This is a genomic window from Aeromonas sp. sif2433 (genome assembly GCF_019218705.1).
In the GTDB taxonomy this organism is placed as follows: domain Bacteria; phylum Pseudomonadota; class Gammaproteobacteria; order Enterobacterales; family Aeromonadaceae; genus Aeromonas; species Aeromonas encheleia.
In genome coordinates this window covers 36,490-52,319 of sequence record NZ_JAHUXD010000019.1, presented here as the reverse complement: position 1 = coordinate 52,319, position 15,830 = coordinate 36,490, and the positions used below count along the sequence as shown (strand labels likewise).

Here is a 15,830-nt window from a genome sequence, read left to right as displayed (position 1 = left end):
CGCCTCTTCCAGCATGAACTCGGCCACCACGAAGGTGGTCTCGGGCAGCGCCCCCACCTTGACGGTAAATTGTAATCCTGTGCTGTCTGCCATGAAGGGTTCCTTATCCTGCCTGTCCGCTGCCCGAACCAATCACCACGCCGCCGCAACCGATGGCGGTACCGGTCACCGCGATGGGCTTGCCGTTCACCAGCACTGAGCCGACGCCGCCAGAGATGCTGCGCGGATGGGGGGGATTGTTGGGTTTGTCGTGGGGCGCCAGCGGGTCGCCCTGACGGGCCACCGGCTTGCCGTCGAGGAAGACATTCGGGCTCGCAGCAATCACCGGAGAGGGGTGGAACCCCTCGTGGTCGGTGCCGATGTCACCGAGCAATGCAATAGTGGGACACATCACGACTGACCTCTGTTGTGCTTTGCAATAAGACCGATGCCAGCGGTCATATGGCAAAATACAAAAGCTCCAGCCAAATCCCTGAGACAGGCTGGAGAAAGCTTGCACAGGCCTGACCATCGCTGACACTGCGACGGCCAGGCCCAAAAATGCACTACAAGGAAGGACCTGCTACAAAATCGAGGATCAAGCCTCGATCGGGGCACGCCAGTCATCGGCACCCGAGGTACCTGCAACGGTGTGTTCCCAATCGATCTTGCGGTAGGCCAGGGAGACCTGGATCAGCTGGGTGAAGTCAGACTTCGCCGGATCCTGGCAGTGGGGCATCTGGCAGTCGATGTCGACGATGGTGGCATCGGTCAGCACGGTAGAGAAGAAGTGCTCCTGCTTGCCTTCGACCGAGGTGCGGTACCACTTCAGGGTCACTTTCGGCAACATCTCGCCGGAGGCCAGGGAGTTGTACATCAGCGGCACGGCCTTGTTCAGCGCGACGGTGAATTTGAACGGCTTGTGGACACGCTGGCCAGCCGGCTGACCGGATTGTGGATCGGTCGGTACGGTAACGACGTGCTGGAACTCTTGCACCAGCATCTCGTCTTCATGGCCCTGCACGAAGATGTTGCCGACGGAGTCGGAGGTGAAGGCACCGGCGGTGATGTTGCCCTGGGTTTTACCTTCGATGCTGATATAACATGGAGTTGGCATGAGTATGCTCCTGATTGGTTGAACGGTAATGACACTCGACCTAACCATTAGCAGCGACCATGCCACTCCATTTAATTCAATTATTTCAATGTGTTATAAAAACAGCACTTCAAGCGCCCAGCCTCGCGGCGCAACAAGTTGTGGTTTTCCATTCTTTAAACCACTACCCGTTGCCTGACCAGTGCAATATCTTGTACATCGCGCAAACAGTTGCGCCACGCAGACTAAATCACTACCGCTCATCCACATTGGCGACCGAGGCCAGCTCGACATTCAGCCTGACGACCCCCTGCTTGAGCGCCCAGGAAATCGCCTGACACTTGCTGCTTGCCCCCAGCTTGGCGACCACATTGTTCAGATGGAATGTCACAGTGCGCGGGGTGATGCCGAGTATTTGCGCGATGTCACTGCTCTGTTTGCCCTCGGCCGCCCAGCGGCACACCTCCAGCTCACGCAGGCTCAGGGCATCATGGGGAGACAGGCCCACCAGACACACTCGCGCCACGGCTTCGAAGATATGCATGGAGAGCCAGGTCAGCGCAGGCACGGCAGCCAGCCACTGCTGCCCGGTACGGGGTTCACGGGTGATCAGGGAGAGCAGGCCGACATGGCCGTTTGCACCATGCCAGGGGAAGGTGATGCCGTCACGCAGCCCTGCCTCCTGCGCCAGTGTCATCACCGCCAGGCTCTGCTCATCACAGGCCCCTTCCTCCATGAGGTCCGCCCACAGGATAGGGGTGCTCTGCACCATGCCGCGTAGCACGACCGGATCTATCGCAAAAAAATTTTCCTTGGTATAGGCCTCCACCCAGGCAGGCGGGCAACCATTGAAGATGGTGACATCCGGTCGCTGTATGGTATTGGGAAAAATAAGGGCCAGCCGGAAATGATCAAACCCCATTTGTACCGTCAATTGGCGCAACAGCGCCACTATGGTACGTTCATCGCCGGCTTGATCGAACCGGGAGATGAAATCTAATGCGTCAGATGTATCCATGTCATGATGCTGCTTTCAAACGGTAGCCATATTGTTCAGCATGAACCCCAATGGGTGCTGAATCACATGTTAATAACGTGAAACATGCGCGCTACAAAAACGAAAAAACCAGGTGCTTGAGTCACTTGGATTGTAGGGAAAGGTGGAGGGCACCACCGGCAATCAGATCTGACATATTCTATAAAAATTCAGAAAAATTAATTTTTACAATATATTGTATGGATGTTTATGTTTGATTCACACCAAATGAACTTAAAAACCACGGAAACATCACTACATTAAACCTGCATCACCCTATCCATGGTCCCCCGAGCGGTGCAATCACCCTCGCTGAGGGAGGGCCACGTGGCTTGGCAGGGTCTGTCTGGCCTAGGGTCAGACAAATGAAGCAAGGCGCCCGGGTGGGCGCCTTGCTTCATTATCACTCGGCGCAGCGAGTTCATCGCGCCCCTCATGGTCGTGTCAGGCGGGACGATCCCCCCTCGCCAGACGGCGATTGATATCGGCAATCACCGGCTCGATATCGGCCAGGGTGGCTATCACATAGTGGGCGCCCGCCTGCCGCAGCTTGGCCTCGGCCGTGGTGCGCCGCGCCGTGATCTCGTCGTCACTCATGGCCGAAAACTCCTCCCAGGTGGCACCAAATTCGTTGCCGGAGACCGCCAGCCCCACGGTCCACATGCCGGCGTTCAGCCCCTCGGCAATGCCGGGCACCGCATCGTCCACCTTGATGGCGCGATGCACGGCATCGATCCCCAGTTCAATCACGTTGGCCAGCGCCATCCAGGGGCCGGGACGACCGCCGGCTCCGAGATCGTCGGTGGCCACCCAGTGATCCGGGCGATAGCCGTGCTCAGCCGCCGCCGGCACCAGGGCCTCCATCACCGGGCGGGGATAACCTGAGCAGGAGCCGATGCGCAGCCCCTGCCCGCGCAGGCGCGCCAGCACCGGCAAGACGCCGGGGATGGGGGCGGCAAAGCGGGCCACGGCGGCAATCTGCAGCGGCATGAAGGTGTGGTAGAGGTGATCCACCTCCTCCCGACTCATGGGGTGGCCGAAGCGGGCCTGCCAGCGGGCATCCACTGAGGGCAGGCGACCCAGGGTGGCGATGTGATCCCACTTGCCAAGGCCCATGGGCTGGCGCGCCTCGTCCAGAGTGACGGGGAAGTCGTAGGCCCGGGCGAAGGCCTCCACGAAGATGGAGGTCGGCGCGAAGGAGCCGAAATCGACCACGGTGCCGGCCCAGTCGAGGATCAGCGCTTGTATATCAGACTCTGGTTTAACAGACAGTTGTTTGGCAGACATGAGAGTTTTCCTGTTCCAGTGAGGCTTCGACCTGGCCGAGCGCCAGATCGAGAATGACGATGGCGTGCGCGAGTTCGGCACGACTGACCGTGAGTGGGGGAGAGAGTTGGATGACATTGCCCTGGGATACCTTGAAACTCAGGCCGAGTGCCAAGCAGCGGTAGAGCACCTGTTCCGCCGCCTGGCTGGCCCGGGTCCGGCTCTGGTGATCTTCCACCAGATCCAGCGCCCACAGCAGGCCGGTTCCCCGTACCTGGCCGATCAGCGGATGGCGGTCGATCAGTGCCGTCAACTCTCGCTCCATAAAGAGCGCATCCTCCCGCACCTTGGCCAACAGCCCCTCCTCCCGGATCACCGCTATGGTGGCGAGCGCCGCCGCGCAGCCGATGGGGCTCTTCTCGTGGGTATAGTGACCGAGGGAGATGGCGGCCGCCTGATTGAAGCGATCCCGGGTGATGAGGGCGGCAAACGGCACCACGCCGCCCCCCAGCCCCTTGCCGAGGCAGATGATGTCCGGCTCGATGCCGAACTGTTCGAAGCTGAACCAGTGGCCGGTGCGACCGAGGGCGTTGGGGATCTCGTCGACGATCAGCAGCACCTTGTGGCGATCGCAGATCCCGCGGATCCGCTGCCAATAGGCCCGCGACGGCACCTGTACATCGGTGTTGCGGATGGGCTCGGCGATGAAGGCGCCGATCCCCCCCTCCTTCTCGATCACGTATTCGAGGTAGTCGGCGTAGTGCAGATCCTCCCCCTCGCCGCGATACCAGACGCCGCGGTAGCGGGTGGGGGGCGGAATCCGCTCGACCCCGGCCATCAGCGGCCCCATCCCCGCCCGGAAACAGGCCTCGCCGCCGACCGAGATGGCGTCGAGGGAGGCGCCGTGAAAGGCATCCCACAGTGACACCACCTTGCTGTTGCCGGTGATGAAGCGGGCGAGCTTGAGGGCTATCCCCACCACCTCGCTGCCACCTGGGGCGAACAGCACCCGGTTGAGATCCCCCGGCGCCAGCTCCGCCAGGGTGCGGGCGCACTCGATGGCGACCGGGTGGGTGTAGCGGCGCGGAGCAAACGGCAGATCCGCCAGCTGCTGCTGCACCCGGGCCACCACACTAGGGTGACCGTGACCGAGCTGATGGACGCTGTTGCCGTGAAAGTCGAGGTACTGCTTGCCGGAGACGCTGGTCAACACAGTCCCCTGCGCCCCCGCCAGCAGATCCAGACAGGGGGTGGAGAGCGCCTGATGCAGAAAATAGCGGCCATCCTCGGCCAGCCCTTCCCGTACCGGCTCGCTTTGCGCCGCCCACCAGCGCTGGCGCGCCTCCCCCAGGTTGATGTCCCCTTCGGTATCGGCGAGGCCGCCGCCGGGCAGGCTGGCATGGCTGCTCATAGCGCGCCCTCCTGCCAGTAGCAGGCTTCGGCCATGACGGCCAGCAGTTCGCGCACCCGGGCCGGGCTCACATCGCCGATATTACCGATGCGGAAACAGTCCGCCTGGGAGACCTTGCCCGGGTAGATGACGAAGCCCTGGCCCTTGAGGCGCTGATAAAAATCGGCGAAGCGGTAGTCGGGATGGGTCGGCGAATGGAAGGCGGTGATGATGGGGGATTGCCAGGGCGCGGGCAGCAGGGGCTCAAATCCCAGGGCCGCCATGCCGGCGACCAGGGTGCGCTGGTTCTCCTGATAGCGCCGATGACGGGCGGCGATCCCCCCCTCCTGCTCCAGCTCCCGCAACGCCTGGGCGAAGGCCAGCACTGTGTGGGTCGGCGAGGTGAAGCGCCACTTGCCCCCCTGCTGCTCCATGGTCTGCCACTGGGCGTGCAGATCGAGGGAGACGGAGCGGGCCCGTCCGGCGCAGGCCGCCAGCGCGGCGCGGCGGGCGATGACGAAGCCAAAGCCCGGCACCCCCTGGATGCACTTGTTGGCGGAGCTGATGAGAAACTCGATGCCGAGGCGGCCCAGATCGATGGGGATGCCGCCAAAGCTGCTCATGGCATCGACGATGAGGCGAATGCCACGGCGCCGGCACAGCGCCGCCACCTCTTCCAGCGGGTTGAGCATGCCGGTGGTGGTCTCGCAGTGCACCATGGCCAGATGGGTGATCTCCGGGCGCCGGCCGAGCAGAGACTCGATGGCCGCGACCTCGGGCCGCGCCGTCTCGCCGCAGTCGAGCTCGAGGTGACGCAGGCCGAGGCAGCGCGCCATCTCTACCATGCGGGCGCCGTAGGCGCCGTTATTGACGATCAGCAGGCCATCATCGGCCCCCAACGCCGAGCCCAGTACGCTCTCCACCACATAGCTGCCACTGCCCTGCAGCAGCACGGCGCCGTAGTCGGCCGCCTGTTCCGGGGTGGTCGCCAGTCGCACCAGCTCGCGGCGGATGGGCTCCACCACCCCCAGGTTGTAGTCCGCATCCCAGGTGCAGCTGTCTTGCAGCATGGCGGCGCGCACCGTGGGGGTAGTCGAGAGGGGGCCCGGGGTCAACAGCAGGTAATCGACGGCAGCGGGGGCTGCAGGAATGTGGGTCATGGCTTGCTCCATTTGGTATATACCAGATTGAGCATATTCTGGATAACTCCCCCTCCCAGGTCAAAGGGGTGCCCTATCGTGCAACAAAAAATTCATTTTCGGCGCCCTCATCGCGATAATCTAGTCATCCCGAGCGGAGTAACCAGAACTGGTCTCTACCAAGCACTTTGACACCGACAAGGATCACCATGAGCAAACCGCAGTACCTGCAGATCAAGGATGCCCTCGCCACCCAGATCCAGGCAGGAGGCTTGCAGGCCAACGACAAGCTCCCCTCCGAACGGCTGCTGGGGGAACTCTATGGCACCACCCGGGTCACCATTCGCGAGGCCCTGGTGCAACTGGAGGCCAACGGCCTCATCTATCGTGAGGATCGGCGGGGCTGGTTCGTCACCCCGCCGCGCTTTCGCCTCAACCCAAGACGCACCTCCAACTTCCACCAGATAGTGCGCGAACAGGGCGGTGAGCCACGCACCGAGCTGCTGGAGAAGAGCCGCCAGGCGGTGCCGCCGGCCCTGCTGAGCCGGCTCCAGCTCAGGCCCTTTGACAGCCTCTTCCTGCTCAAGCGGCTGCGTTATGCCAACGGGCGCGCCATCTGTTACTGCGAGAACCACTGCCTGCCGGAGCGGGTGCCCGGCCTGCTCGAGCTGGACCTGGCCGGCAGCCTGACCGAGCTCTACCAGGTGCATTACGATCTCCACTATGCCCGCATGCAGGTGCGCTTCTTCCCCACCGCCCTGCCCGACGAGGTGGCCAAAGCGCTGGGTGCCACCGCCGGCTTGCCCGCCCTGCGCCTGGAGCGACTCAACTTCGATCAGCACGGGCGGGTGCTCGACTTCGATCTGGAATACTGGCGCCACGACAGCCTGGAGATCGAGGTCGACACCCTGGATTGAGCTCATCAAAACGTCACACGGCCGTCACCTGAGCGTCATAAAGATTGCCTAGCCTCTGCTTCGACCAATCTGGTTTATACCAACTTTGATGGAGAAGAGGATGAAACAGGGAACCCCCTTGCTGGCGAGCGCGCTGCTGGCCGCCATGACAGCCCCGGTGATGGCCGCGACCGATCTCACCGTCTACACCGCCTTCGAGCCGGAGCAGCTCGGTGAGCTGAAGACCGCCTTCGAGCGCCAGCACCCCGACATCAACATCAAGTGGGTACGGGACTCCACCGGCGTGGTCACGGCCCGGCTGCTGGCCGAGAAGGCCCAGCCCAAGGCCGACGTGGTCTGGGGCCTGGCGGCCACCAGTCTGATGCAGCTCGATCAGCAGCAGATGCTGGCGGGTTACGCCCCCAAGGGGCTGGACAAACTCGACAGCCGCTTCCGCGATCCCAGAGCCGAGCCGCACTGGATTGGGCTGGATGCCTTCTTCAGCGCCATCTGCTTCAACAAGGTCGAGGCCGAGAAGCAGGGGATCCCGGCCCCCCGGAGCTGGGCCGACCTGACCAAGCCCATCTACAAGGGCAAGGTGATCATGCCCAACCCCAGCTCCTCCGGCACCGGCTTCCTGAGCGTGGCGGGCTGGCTACAGACCATGGGTGAGCAGCAGGGCTGGCAGTTCATGAGCGGCTTGCACCAGAACATCGATCGCTACACCCATTCCGGCTCGGCCCCCTGCAAGCTGGCGGCCAGCGGCGAGACGGTGGTCGGCATCTCGTTCGACTTCCCGGCCACCAGCCTCAAGAGCAAGGGTGCCCCCATCGAGGTGCTGTTCCCGAGCGAAGGCTCAGGCTGGGACATGGAGGCCGCGGCCATCATCAAGGGCACCGCCAGGCTGGAAGCCGCCAGACAGTTGCTCGACTTCGCCGCCACCGAGCAGGCCAACAGCCTCTACAACCAGTCCTTCGCCGTGGTGGCCATCCCCCAGGTGGCCAAGCCCAGGGCCGGCTACCCGGCCGACATCAACGGCCAGATGATCAAGAATGACTTCGCCTGGGCTGCCCGGGAGCGCAACGCCATCCTGACCCAGTGGACCGCCAGCTTCGACGGCAAGTCGGAGGCCAAGCAGTAAGGGCGAGGCATCGCCGCGACCCCAAATACAAGGCCGGCCTCAACCGGCCTTGTTCTTTGCTAGCCCCCCTGAGCGGGAGTCACCCGCCATCACCGCCCTGTCATCTTTCCGTCATCCCTCGGTCACACTTAAAACTCAAACTGGTATATACCAAACCAGCAGTGAGTCTGATCATGACCCGGCCCTATCTGGACATCAAACACCTCAACAAGCACTTCGGGGCCTTCCAGGCCCTCAAGGACATCTCTCTCGCCATCGAGCAGGGGGAGTTCGTCTGCTTCCTCGGCCCTTCCGGCTGCGGCAAGACAACCCTGCTGCGGGCGATCGCCGGGCTGGATCTGCCGGGCAGTGGCGAGATCTGGCAGGGGGGTCGCGACATCTCCCTGCTGCCGCCCCAGCAGCGGGATTTCGGCATAGTGTTCCAGTCCTATGCCCTGTTCCCCAACCTGACGGTGGCGGACAACATCGCCTTCGGCCTGCAGAACCAGCGGCTCGACAAGGCGCGGATCAGGGAGACGGTCCAGCACTGGCTGGAACTGGTCGGCCTCGGCGCCCAGTCCCACAAATACCCGAGCCAGATCTCCGGCGGCCAGCAGCAGAGGGTCGCCCTGGCCAGGGCGCTGGCGCTCTCCCCCGGCCTGCTGCTGCTCGATGAGCCCCTGAGTGCGCTCGATGCCCAGGTGCGCACCCACCTGCGCAGCGAGATCCGCGCCCTGCAGCAACGCCTCGGCATCACCACCATCATGGTGACCCACGATCAGGAGGAGGCGCTGACCATGGCGGATCGCATAGTGGTGATGGAGGGGGGCACCATAGTGCAGATAGGCACGCCAAGGCAGATCTATCACCAGCCGGCTAGCCGCTTCGTGGCCAGCTTCGTCGGCAGCATGAACTTCCTCGATGCCCTGGTGCTGAGCCCGCAGCAGGTGCGGCTCAACGAGCAGCCGCTCACCCTGGCGAACCGGGCGGCCGCCGGCAGCAAGCTGCAGCTCGCCATCCGGCCCGAGGCCATCAGCCTGGCGCCCCCAGCGCGGCAAGGGCTGCAGGCCGAGATAGCACAGGTGGAGTTTCTCGGCGCCGCCCAGCGGCTGATCTGCGTGGCACAAACCTATCTGGGCCCCCAGCGGGTGCTGGTGCAAGGCCCCAACGATGGGGGCAGCGACTGGCGCAGCGGCATGGCCTGCACCCTGCACTGGCCCGCCGACGCCATGCAGCTGTTTGAGGAGGCTGCCCCATGACCGCCCCTCTGCACGCCCCCCTCCTCGCTCCCCGACCCGTCCATCCCTGGTGGCGACGCGCCCTCGCCGGCGGGAGCCGCGATCGGGCCATCCAGCTGGCGCTGCTGTTGCTGGGCATAGCCCTGCTGGTCGGCGGCCTGCTGCTGCCCCTGCTCGCCATGCTGCAAAAGAGCCTGCAGGACATGGACGGCAACTGGGTGGGGCTCGCGAACTTTCGGGACTACTTCCTCTCCCCCAACCTGACCCGCACCATAGGCAACACCCTCTGGCTCGGCCTGCTCATCACCACGCTGGTGGTCTGCATCGCCTTCGGCTATGCCTATGCCCTCACCCGCACCTGCATGCCCGGCAAGCCCCTGTTTAAGTTGATCGGCCTCATCCCGCTGCTGATGCCCTCCCTGTTGCCCGCCATCAGCCTGGTCTACTGGTTCGGCAACCAGGGCGTCGCCAAGGAACTGCTGGGGGGCGAGAGCATCTATGGCCCCATCGGCATCGTCATCGGCCTCGGCTTCTGGTGCTTCCCCCATGCCCTGATGATCCTGGTCACGGCGCTGGGTCACAGCGATGCCCGCCTCTACGAGGCCGCCAGGGTGCTGGGCAGCCCCGCCTGGCGCACCTTCCTCACCGTCACCCTGCCGACCGCCCGCTATGGCCTGCTGAGCGCGGCCATCGCCGTGTTCACCCTGACCATCTGCGACTTCGGGGTGGCCAAGGTGATCGGCGGCCAGTACAGCGTGCTGGCCACCGACATCTATCGCCAGGTGATCGGCATGCAGAACTTCTCCCTGGGGGCGGTCGCCAGCGTGACCCTGCTGCTGCCGGCGCTGCTCAGCTTTGCGCTGGAGCACAGGGTGCGCAGCAAGATGCAGGAGCAGAGCAACAGCAAGGCCGTGCCCTATAGCCCCACGCCCCATCGGCTGCGGGATCTGCTGGCGCTGCTCTGGTGCGGCCTCTGGGCCCTGCTGTTCCTGGCCCTGGTCGGCATGGCAGTGTACGGCTCCCTGGTGCAGTTCTGGCCCTACAACCTGACACTGACGCTGGAGCACTACGCCTTCGACAGCAACAGCGTCTACGGCTGGCAGCCCTTCCTCAACACCCTCAAGCTCGGTGCCCTCACCGCCATCACCGGCACCCTGCTCATCATGGTGCTGGCCTGGGCGCAGGAGAAGGGACGCCACTTCGCCCCGCTGCGCCAGCTGATGCACCTGCTCGCCATGCTCTCCCTGGCCGTGCCCGGCATGGTGCTCGGGCTGGGTTACATCTTCTTCTTCAACCGGGCCGACAGCCTGCTGGGCGGCCTGTATGGCACCCTGCCCTTGATGGTGCTCTCCTGCATCATCCACTACTACACCGTGGGTCACATGACGGCGCTGACCAGCCTCAAGCCGTTGCCAAAGGAGCTGGAGCTGGTCGCCATCTCACTGCGCATCCCGCTGCTCAAGGCCTTCTGGCGCGTCACCCTGCCCGCCAGCCTGCCCGCCCTGCTGGAGATCTTCATCTACCTGTTCGTCAACGCCATGACCACCACCTCGGCGGTGATCTTCCTCTACTCCAGCGACAGCGTGCTGGCCTCCATCGCAGTGCTCAACATGGAAGACTCGGGAGATACCGCGGCGGCCGCCGCCATGGCCACCCTGATCCTGCTGGCCGCCGCCGGCATCAAGCTGCTGCAGCTCTACCTCAGTCGCACCCTGCTGGAGCGCACCCAGCGCTGGCGCCACCCATGAGCAACCACCAAGGAGATTCCATGAGCCAACCCCATCCCTTCTGGCTGGCCGAGGCCCTCGCCACCGAAGCCTCTCCCGAGCCCACCCCGCTGCAGAGCCAGCGGCAGGCCGACGTCTGCATCGTCGGCGGCGGCTTCACCGGGCTCTGGTGCGCCATCCACCTCAAACAGGCGGAGCCCGGTCTGCGCATCCTGGTGCTGGAGAAGGGGCTGTGCGGCAGCGGCGCCTCCGGTCGCAACGGCGGCTGCCTGCTCACCTGGTCGGCCAAGTACCCCAGCCTGCGCCAACGCTTTGGCGAGCGGCAGGCCGCCTGGCTGGTGCGTACCTCGGAACAGGCGGTGCACGAGATAGCCAATTTCTGCGCGGCGCACGGCATCGAAGCCCAGCTGCGGGTGGAGGGCAGCTGCTACACCGCCACCAGCGAGGCCCAGCGCGGCGGCATGACGCCCATCATGAGCGAGCTGGAGCAGGCCGGGCTGAACCAGTGGCGGCCGATAGCGGAGCAGGATCTGGCCGGGCAATGCGGCTCGTCGGCGCACCTGGAGGGGGTGTTCAGCCCCCATGGGGGCTCGGTGCAACCCGCCCTGCTGGTGCGCGGGCTGCTGCGGGTCGCCCGGGAGCTGGGGGTGGAGGTGTATGAAAATAGCCCCATGCTGCGCCTGGAGGCGGGGCAACCGGCCCGCATCCTGACCCCGCAGGGGGAAGTACAGGCCGGGCGGGTGGTGCTGGCCCTCAACGGCGCCACGGTGGATCACTTCGCCGAGTTTCGCCGCAGCATAGTGCTGGTCTCCTCGGACATGGTGATCACGGCGCCGGCGCCGGAGCCACTGGCCCGCCAAGGGATGGATCACGGTCGCAGCGTGGTGGATGGGCGCACCTTCGTCTATTACCATCGCTCGACCCCGGATGGCCGCCTCATGCTCGGCAAGGGGGGCAACCGCTTCACCTTCGCCAACCGCTACCTGGCCGACTTCGATCGGCCGAGCCGCTATCTGGCCCCGCTGACCCTGGCGCTGCGCCGCTTCTTCCCCGCGCTGGCACAGGTGCCCATCGCCGCCAGCTGGTGCGGCGCCTCGGATCGTTCGGTGGATGGCCTGCCCTTCTTCGGCCACTGGCGCCACTCCGCCAACATCGTCTACGGCTTAGGTTATTCGGGCAACGGCGTGGCCCAGAGCTGGATCGGCGGCCGCATCCTGGCGGCCCTGGTCAGGGAGGATAAACGGGAAGAGGATGCCCCCTGGCGCCACTGCGCCCTGGTCGGCGGCCCGCGCGGCTACTTCCCGCCGGAACCCATCCGCTGGCTGGGGGCCATGCTGGTGCGCAACGCCATCCGGCGCAAGGAGCGGGCGGAAGATGAGGGACGGGCCGTGCGCTGGCTCGACAAGCGGCTGGCCAGCCTGGCCGATGCCGCCGGCAAGGCGGATAAATAGGCATTATCCCCCTAACCAGCCGGTATCAGGCGCAGTTCATCCGAAGCATGGAGCGGGGACTGGCCGCCCCGGCAGTCCGGGGTTGGCAAACGGCGGCGCCTGTCAGGGCACGCCCTTCATCTTCATCATTGCCCGTAGTAGTGGTCAAGCAGGGCGCTGGCCTCCGCCGGGGAGATCTGCATCTGGGGCCAGCGGGTGGCCTTGTCCCTGATATCCAACAAGTTCTCCTGTTCAGGGCGAAGCTGGCTGCCGAGCTGCCGGTTCAGGGCCTCGTAACGGGCTATGACCGCCTGCCGGCTGAAGGCACCCGGCGTCAGATCCAGCCGGTATCCTCGAAACAACCACTGCAGCCCCTGATAGACCGCCAGGTGATAAACCGAATGATGATCTTCCTCCTCGTAGTATCGGCTGGTGACGTTCAGGTTTTCGGCGGGCTGCGCCGCCACGCGCCGGGCAAACTGCCGCAGGTGGTCCCGGTGAAACTCGGAGCGACCGAATCCCGGCGTGAACGGGTTGTTGGCCACCGCGATAAACAGCGATGAAGCGTGCTTGAGCGGATGGGTCAGGGCCCGCTCGATGCGCTGGTAGTTGTGCGGATAATCGAACCACAGGCTGGCATCCAGGGCGATGTATCCCTGAAACAGGCCGCTGTCGTTTGCCACCGTATCCAGGGCCAGCAAGCCGCCAAGGGAGTGGCCCACCAGCAGTGCCGGCGAGGCGGTGCGATACCGGCCCTCGATGAGCGGGCGCAGCTCCCGAGTCAGGTATTGCATAAACGCCGGGCCGCCACCCGTCTTGGCATAACCGGCCCCCGCTGGCTCGCCATTGGGCAGCACCATGGTATGGCTCGGGGTGTAATCCCGCATCCTGTCCGTGTTGTGAACGGCCACGATGATGAGAGACGGGATCGCCGGATTCAGTCCGGCACGCAGCGCCTGGGTGATGCCCGCGACCTGCAACAGAAATTTCTCTCCATCGAGCAGATAGAGCACGGGAAAGCGCTGCTGCGGCTGCCGTTCATAGTCCTCTGGCAGATAGACGCTGTATTGCCGCGCCTCATTGAGCAGGGTCGAGTGATGAGTAAAGCGCTGGGCATAGTGGAGCATGTCTGCCTGGGCAGAAGAGAGACTGAGCATAGTGAGTAGCAGGGTGATGAGTGGTTTCATTGAGTCATACCAGAGTAGACCGTCATGGATAAGCCTCTGGCGCGGCATCTGGCGCAGGGTTCGCCGGGCGGCACAGATAATCGGCAACAGCGCCATCGGGCCCTGTTGCCGATTACGGTTACAGCTTGTAGGTAAAGCCCGCCATCAAATTGGCCGGTTCGCCGTACATGTTGAAGGTGGTCGTCGAGCCGACGCGATAGAAATACTCGCGATCGAAGATGTTGTAGACATTCAGGGTCGCCTGCATCTTGTCCGTGATGTCGTAGCGCACGGCCGCATCAAACAGGGCATAGCCCCCCTGATGGGTAGTGACTCCATTCTGGTTGAAGGAGTAGTCGCTGACCGCCGTCATCCCGCCACCCAGGTGCAGGCCCGGCACCCAGTCCGCCAGATGGTAGTCGGTCCAGAGGGACAGGGAGTGGCGCGGGATCGCATCGAATTTCGGGTTGTGATCGCCGGATTTCTCCTCGATATCGGTAAAGGTATAACCCGTCATGACCATCCAGTTCTGGCTCAGATAGCCGGTCGCCTCCAGCTCCACCCCTTGGGTGTCGACCTTGCCAGTCGCCCAGTAGGTATTGGAAATGGCGATCCCCTGCTCGTCATAGGCCTGGGCCGCGATGTTATTGTCCTTCATCAGGAAGGCGGTCGCTCGGGTGTTGAGCTGGCCATCCAGCAGGGATGACTTGATGCCGGTTTCCCACTGGCTGCCCTCACGAGGCGCCAACATGTCACCATTTTCATCCTGACTGGTCTGCGGCTTGAACACCTTTGAATAGCTGGCATACAGGGTGTGTTCATCGGTCAGGTCATAGACGGCCCCCGCATAGGGAGTGAATTTCCCATTGAAATCACCCGACTCGCTGTTCTGCGCCCCCGAGCTGAGGGTCGTGCTGACGACCTCGGTGTCATACCAGGAGACACGGGCCCCGGTGATCACGGCCAGCGGCTCCATCAAGCGCCAGGTCACCTTGCCATACAGACCCAGTTCTGACTTCTCTTCGTGGTCGTTCTTGGTGTACTGGTAGTTTGGCTTGGCGACCGTGGTCGGATCGAAATTGAACACATTGATCTTGCCGATATTGCGGTTGGTATAGGTCTGAATATCGGATTCATAGTGCTTGTAGTCAGACCCCAGCACGAACTCGCTCTTGTGCCCAAGCAGGCCAAACATCTGGCTGTAGTTGGCATCCAGCGCGACGTTCTGCTGCTGGTTCGCCTGGGCATTGAACATCAGCCCGGTGTTCCCCGCGGCATCCACCGGGCCGTTGGTATAGGTCTGCTCCAGGCGCATGTCGTGATCCATGTAACGGGCCGAGACCTGGCCGACGCCACCGTTGGCAAAGGCATGCTGGAGGGAAGCGCCCACATCGGTGGTGTTCGCGTCGAAGAAATCTTCGTCAGAACCGAGGTAGGTGCTGCGACTGATGTCGAGCATGCTGCCATCGCTGTACGCCGGCAGGCCATTGGTCGGCAGTATGTCCTTGGTTTGATGCAGGGCATAGACCGACAGCAGGGTGCGATCAGACAGCTCGAACTCCAGGGTGCCGTAGTAGGTCCCGTTATCGTTGTTGTTGTAGTCAACCTGGTTCTTGATGTCGGCGTTGCTCACCACGAAGCGGCCGAGCACCGAGCCCTCCTCGTTGAGCGCCCCCCCCATGTCCGCTTCCAGATAGTGCCGATCCCAGCTGCCATAGCGCGCAGTGACCGAGCCCTTGAACTCGTCGGTAGGACGCTTCAGCACCATGTTGATCACGCCACCCAGTTCGCTGGTGCTGTTAAACAAGCCGGAGGGGCCGCGCATGATCTCCACGCGGTCGACGGCGGCCAGCGACGGCAGGGTGCCGAATTTGCTCTGCATGGGCGATGGCAAGCCGTTGAGGCTCACTTCATCGTATTCGTAGCCGCGCGAGAAGATGGAGGAGCGGCCGCTGTCGTTGACCATGGTGCGCAGGCCCGGCGTGTATTTGGCCAGATCGTCCACCGCCACGAAGTTGCGCTCTTTGATGTAGTCATTGGTCAACACCGTGATCGACTGGGGAATGTCTTTCAGGGCTGCCGGGGTCTTGGTACCCACGGTGGCCGAGTCGACGCTGTAACCCCCGGTCTCCTCCGACGGCGCCATCCCGTAAAGCGGGTTGCCGTAGACAACGAGGGTTTCATCCGGGACGACGTTCTGCTCTTCCGCCAGAGCCGGAGAAGCAACAGTGACAGCCAGGGCGGCAGAGACGGCCAGAGCAAGCGGGCTGAGCGCTTTATCCTTAAAGACAACCATAGAGAGAGTGACCCCAAACAGAGATGATAATCATTTTCATTTGATTTTGTG

At 63.5% G+C, this 15,830-nt stretch carries 13 protein-coding genes; 5 read left to right on the top strand and 8 right to left on the bottom strand.

Translation table 11 applies throughout. The features are described from left to right. Positions 1-103 precede the first annotated feature (103 nt). The 6 genes from KW825_RS19820 to phnW form a co-directional block, all read right to left on the bottom strand. Positions 104-391, bottom strand: coding sequence for a type VI secretion system PAAR protein (locus tag KW825_RS19820; protein WP_042653499.1), 288 nt, complete (start codon positions 389-391; stop codon positions 104-106). Between the two features lie 186 nt (positions 392-577). Beyond that, entirely contained in the window at positions 578-1,096 is a 519-nt protein-coding gene (hcp1, locus tag KW825_RS19815; RefSeq protein WP_010634822.1) for a type VI secretion system effector Hcp1, read from the bottom strand. A 232-nt stretch (positions 1,097-1,328) separates the two neighbouring features. Beyond that, on the bottom strand, positions 1,329-2,093 hold the full coding sequence (locus KW825_RS19810) for a LuxR family transcriptional regulator (RefSeq protein WP_218330186.1): 765 nt from the start codon (positions 2,091-2,093) through the stop codon (positions 1,329-1,331). Between the two features lie 462 nt (positions 2,094-2,555). Further along, complete coding sequence (phnX, locus tag KW825_RS19805; RefSeq protein WP_218330185.1) at positions 2,556-3,398, bottom strand: phosphonoacetaldehyde hydrolase; 843 nt, start codon at positions 3,396-3,398, stop codon at positions 2,556-2,558. After that, on the bottom strand, positions 3,373-4,788 hold the full coding sequence (locus KW825_RS19800) for an aspartate aminotransferase family protein (RefSeq protein WP_218330184.1): 1,416 nt from the start codon (positions 4,786-4,788) through the stop codon (positions 3,373-3,375). The genes phnX and KW825_RS19800 overlap by 26 nt, the downstream gene beginning before the upstream one ends. Then, positions 4,785-5,927, bottom strand: coding sequence for a 2-aminoethylphosphonate--pyruvate transaminase (phnW, locus tag KW825_RS19795; RefSeq protein WP_218330183.1), 1,143 nt, complete (start codon positions 5,925-5,927; stop codon positions 4,785-4,787). The genes KW825_RS19800 and phnW overlap by 4 nt, the downstream gene beginning before the upstream one ends. 188 nt (positions 5,928-6,115) lie before the next feature. On the opposite strand from phnW, the gene phnR reads away from it, so the two are divergent. From phnR to KW825_RS19770, 5 genes are all read left to right on the top strand, one after another. Further along, positions 6,116-6,823, top strand: a complete 708-nt coding sequence (phnR, locus tag KW825_RS19790) for a phosphonate utilization transcriptional regulator PhnR (RefSeq protein ID WP_218330182.1) — start codon at positions 6,116-6,118, stop codon at positions 6,821-6,823. A 100-nt stretch (positions 6,824-6,923) separates the two neighbouring features. After that, the gene (locus KW825_RS19785) at positions 6,924-7,943 is read left to right on the top strand and encodes a putative 2-aminoethylphosphonate ABC transporter substrate-binding protein (RefSeq protein ID WP_218330181.1); all 1,020 of its coding nucleotides are present in this window, start codon (positions 6,924-6,926) and stop codon (positions 7,941-7,943) included. Positions 7,944-8,116: 173 nt separating this feature from the next. Next, positions 8,117-9,181: a putative 2-aminoethylphosphonate ABC transporter ATP-binding protein gene (locus KW825_RS19780; protein ID WP_218291847.1), complete on the top strand. Its 1,065-nt coding sequence runs from the start codon at positions 8,117-8,119 to the stop codon at positions 9,179-9,181. Then, on the top strand, positions 9,178-10,908 hold the full coding sequence (locus KW825_RS19775) for a putative 2-aminoethylphosphonate ABC transporter permease subunit (protein WP_218330180.1): 1,731 nt from the start codon (positions 9,178-9,180) through the stop codon (positions 10,906-10,908). The genes KW825_RS19780 and KW825_RS19775 overlap by 4 nt, the downstream gene beginning before the upstream one ends. Before the next feature lie 20 nt (positions 10,909-10,928). Continuing rightward, positions 10,929-12,338 (top strand): FAD-dependent oxidoreductase, encoded by a 1,410-nt coding sequence (locus KW825_RS19770; protein ID WP_218330179.1) that lies wholly within the window; start codon positions 10,929-10,931, stop codon positions 12,336-12,338. A gap of 125 nt (positions 12,339-12,463) precedes the next feature. Here the strand turns inward: KW825_RS19770 and KW825_RS19765 are convergent, their stop codons facing one another. Both KW825_RS19765 and KW825_RS19760 read right to left on the bottom strand, forming a co-directional pair. Next, positions 12,464-13,504, bottom strand: a complete 1,041-nt coding sequence (locus KW825_RS19765; protein WP_218330178.1) for an alpha/beta hydrolase — start codon at positions 13,502-13,504, stop codon at positions 12,464-12,466. A gap of 118 nt (positions 13,505-13,622) precedes the next feature. Next, positions 13,623-15,779, bottom strand: coding sequence for a TonB-dependent siderophore receptor (locus KW825_RS19760; RefSeq protein ID WP_218330177.1), 2,157 nt, complete (start codon positions 15,777-15,779; stop codon positions 13,623-13,625). Between the last annotated feature and the right edge of the window lie 51 nt (positions 15,780-15,830).

Coding starts and splice junctions, on each gene's coding strand:
- KW825_RS19820 (WP_042653499.1), bottom strand. CDS start 391: ATGTGTCCCACTATTGCATTGCTCGGTGACATCGGCACCGACCACGAG.
- hcp1 (WP_010634822.1), bottom strand. CDS start 1,096: ATGCCAACTCCATGTTATATCAGCATCGAAGGTAAAACCCAGGGCAAC.
- KW825_RS19810 (WP_218330186.1), bottom strand. CDS start 2,093: ATGGATACATCTGACGCATTAGATTTCATCTCCCGGTTCGATCAAGCC.
- phnX (WP_218330185.1), bottom strand. CDS start 3,398: ATGTCTGCCAAACAACTGTCTGTTAAACCAGAGTCTGATATACAAGCG.
- KW825_RS19800 (WP_218330184.1), bottom strand. CDS start 4,788: ATGAGCAGCCATGCCAGCCTGCCCGGCGGCGGCCTCGCCGATACCGAA.
- phnW (WP_218330183.1), bottom strand. CDS start 5,927: ATGACCCACATTCCTGCAGCCCCCGCTGCCGTCGATTACCTGCTGTTG.
- phnR (WP_218330182.1), top strand. CDS start 6,116: ATGAGCAAACCGCAGTACCTGCAGATCAAGGATGCCCTCGCCACCCAG.
- KW825_RS19785 (WP_218330181.1), top strand. CDS start 6,924: ATGAAACAGGGAACCCCCTTGCTGGCGAGCGCGCTGCTGGCCGCCATG.
- KW825_RS19780 (WP_218291847.1), top strand. CDS start 8,117: ATGACCCGGCCCTATCTGGACATCAAACACCTCAACAAGCACTTCGGG.
- KW825_RS19775 (WP_218330180.1), top strand. CDS start 9,178: ATGACCGCCCCTCTGCACGCCCCCCTCCTCGCTCCCCGACCCGTCCAT.
- KW825_RS19770 (WP_218330179.1), top strand. CDS start 10,929: ATGAGCCAACCCCATCCCTTCTGGCTGGCCGAGGCCCTCGCCACCGAA.
- KW825_RS19765 (WP_218330178.1), bottom strand. CDS start 13,504: ATGAAACCACTCATCACCCTGCTACTCACTATGCTCAGTCTCTCTTCT.
- KW825_RS19760 (WP_218330177.1), bottom strand. CDS start 15,779: ATGGTTGTCTTTAAGGATAAAGCGCTCAGCCCGCTTGCTCTGGCCGTC.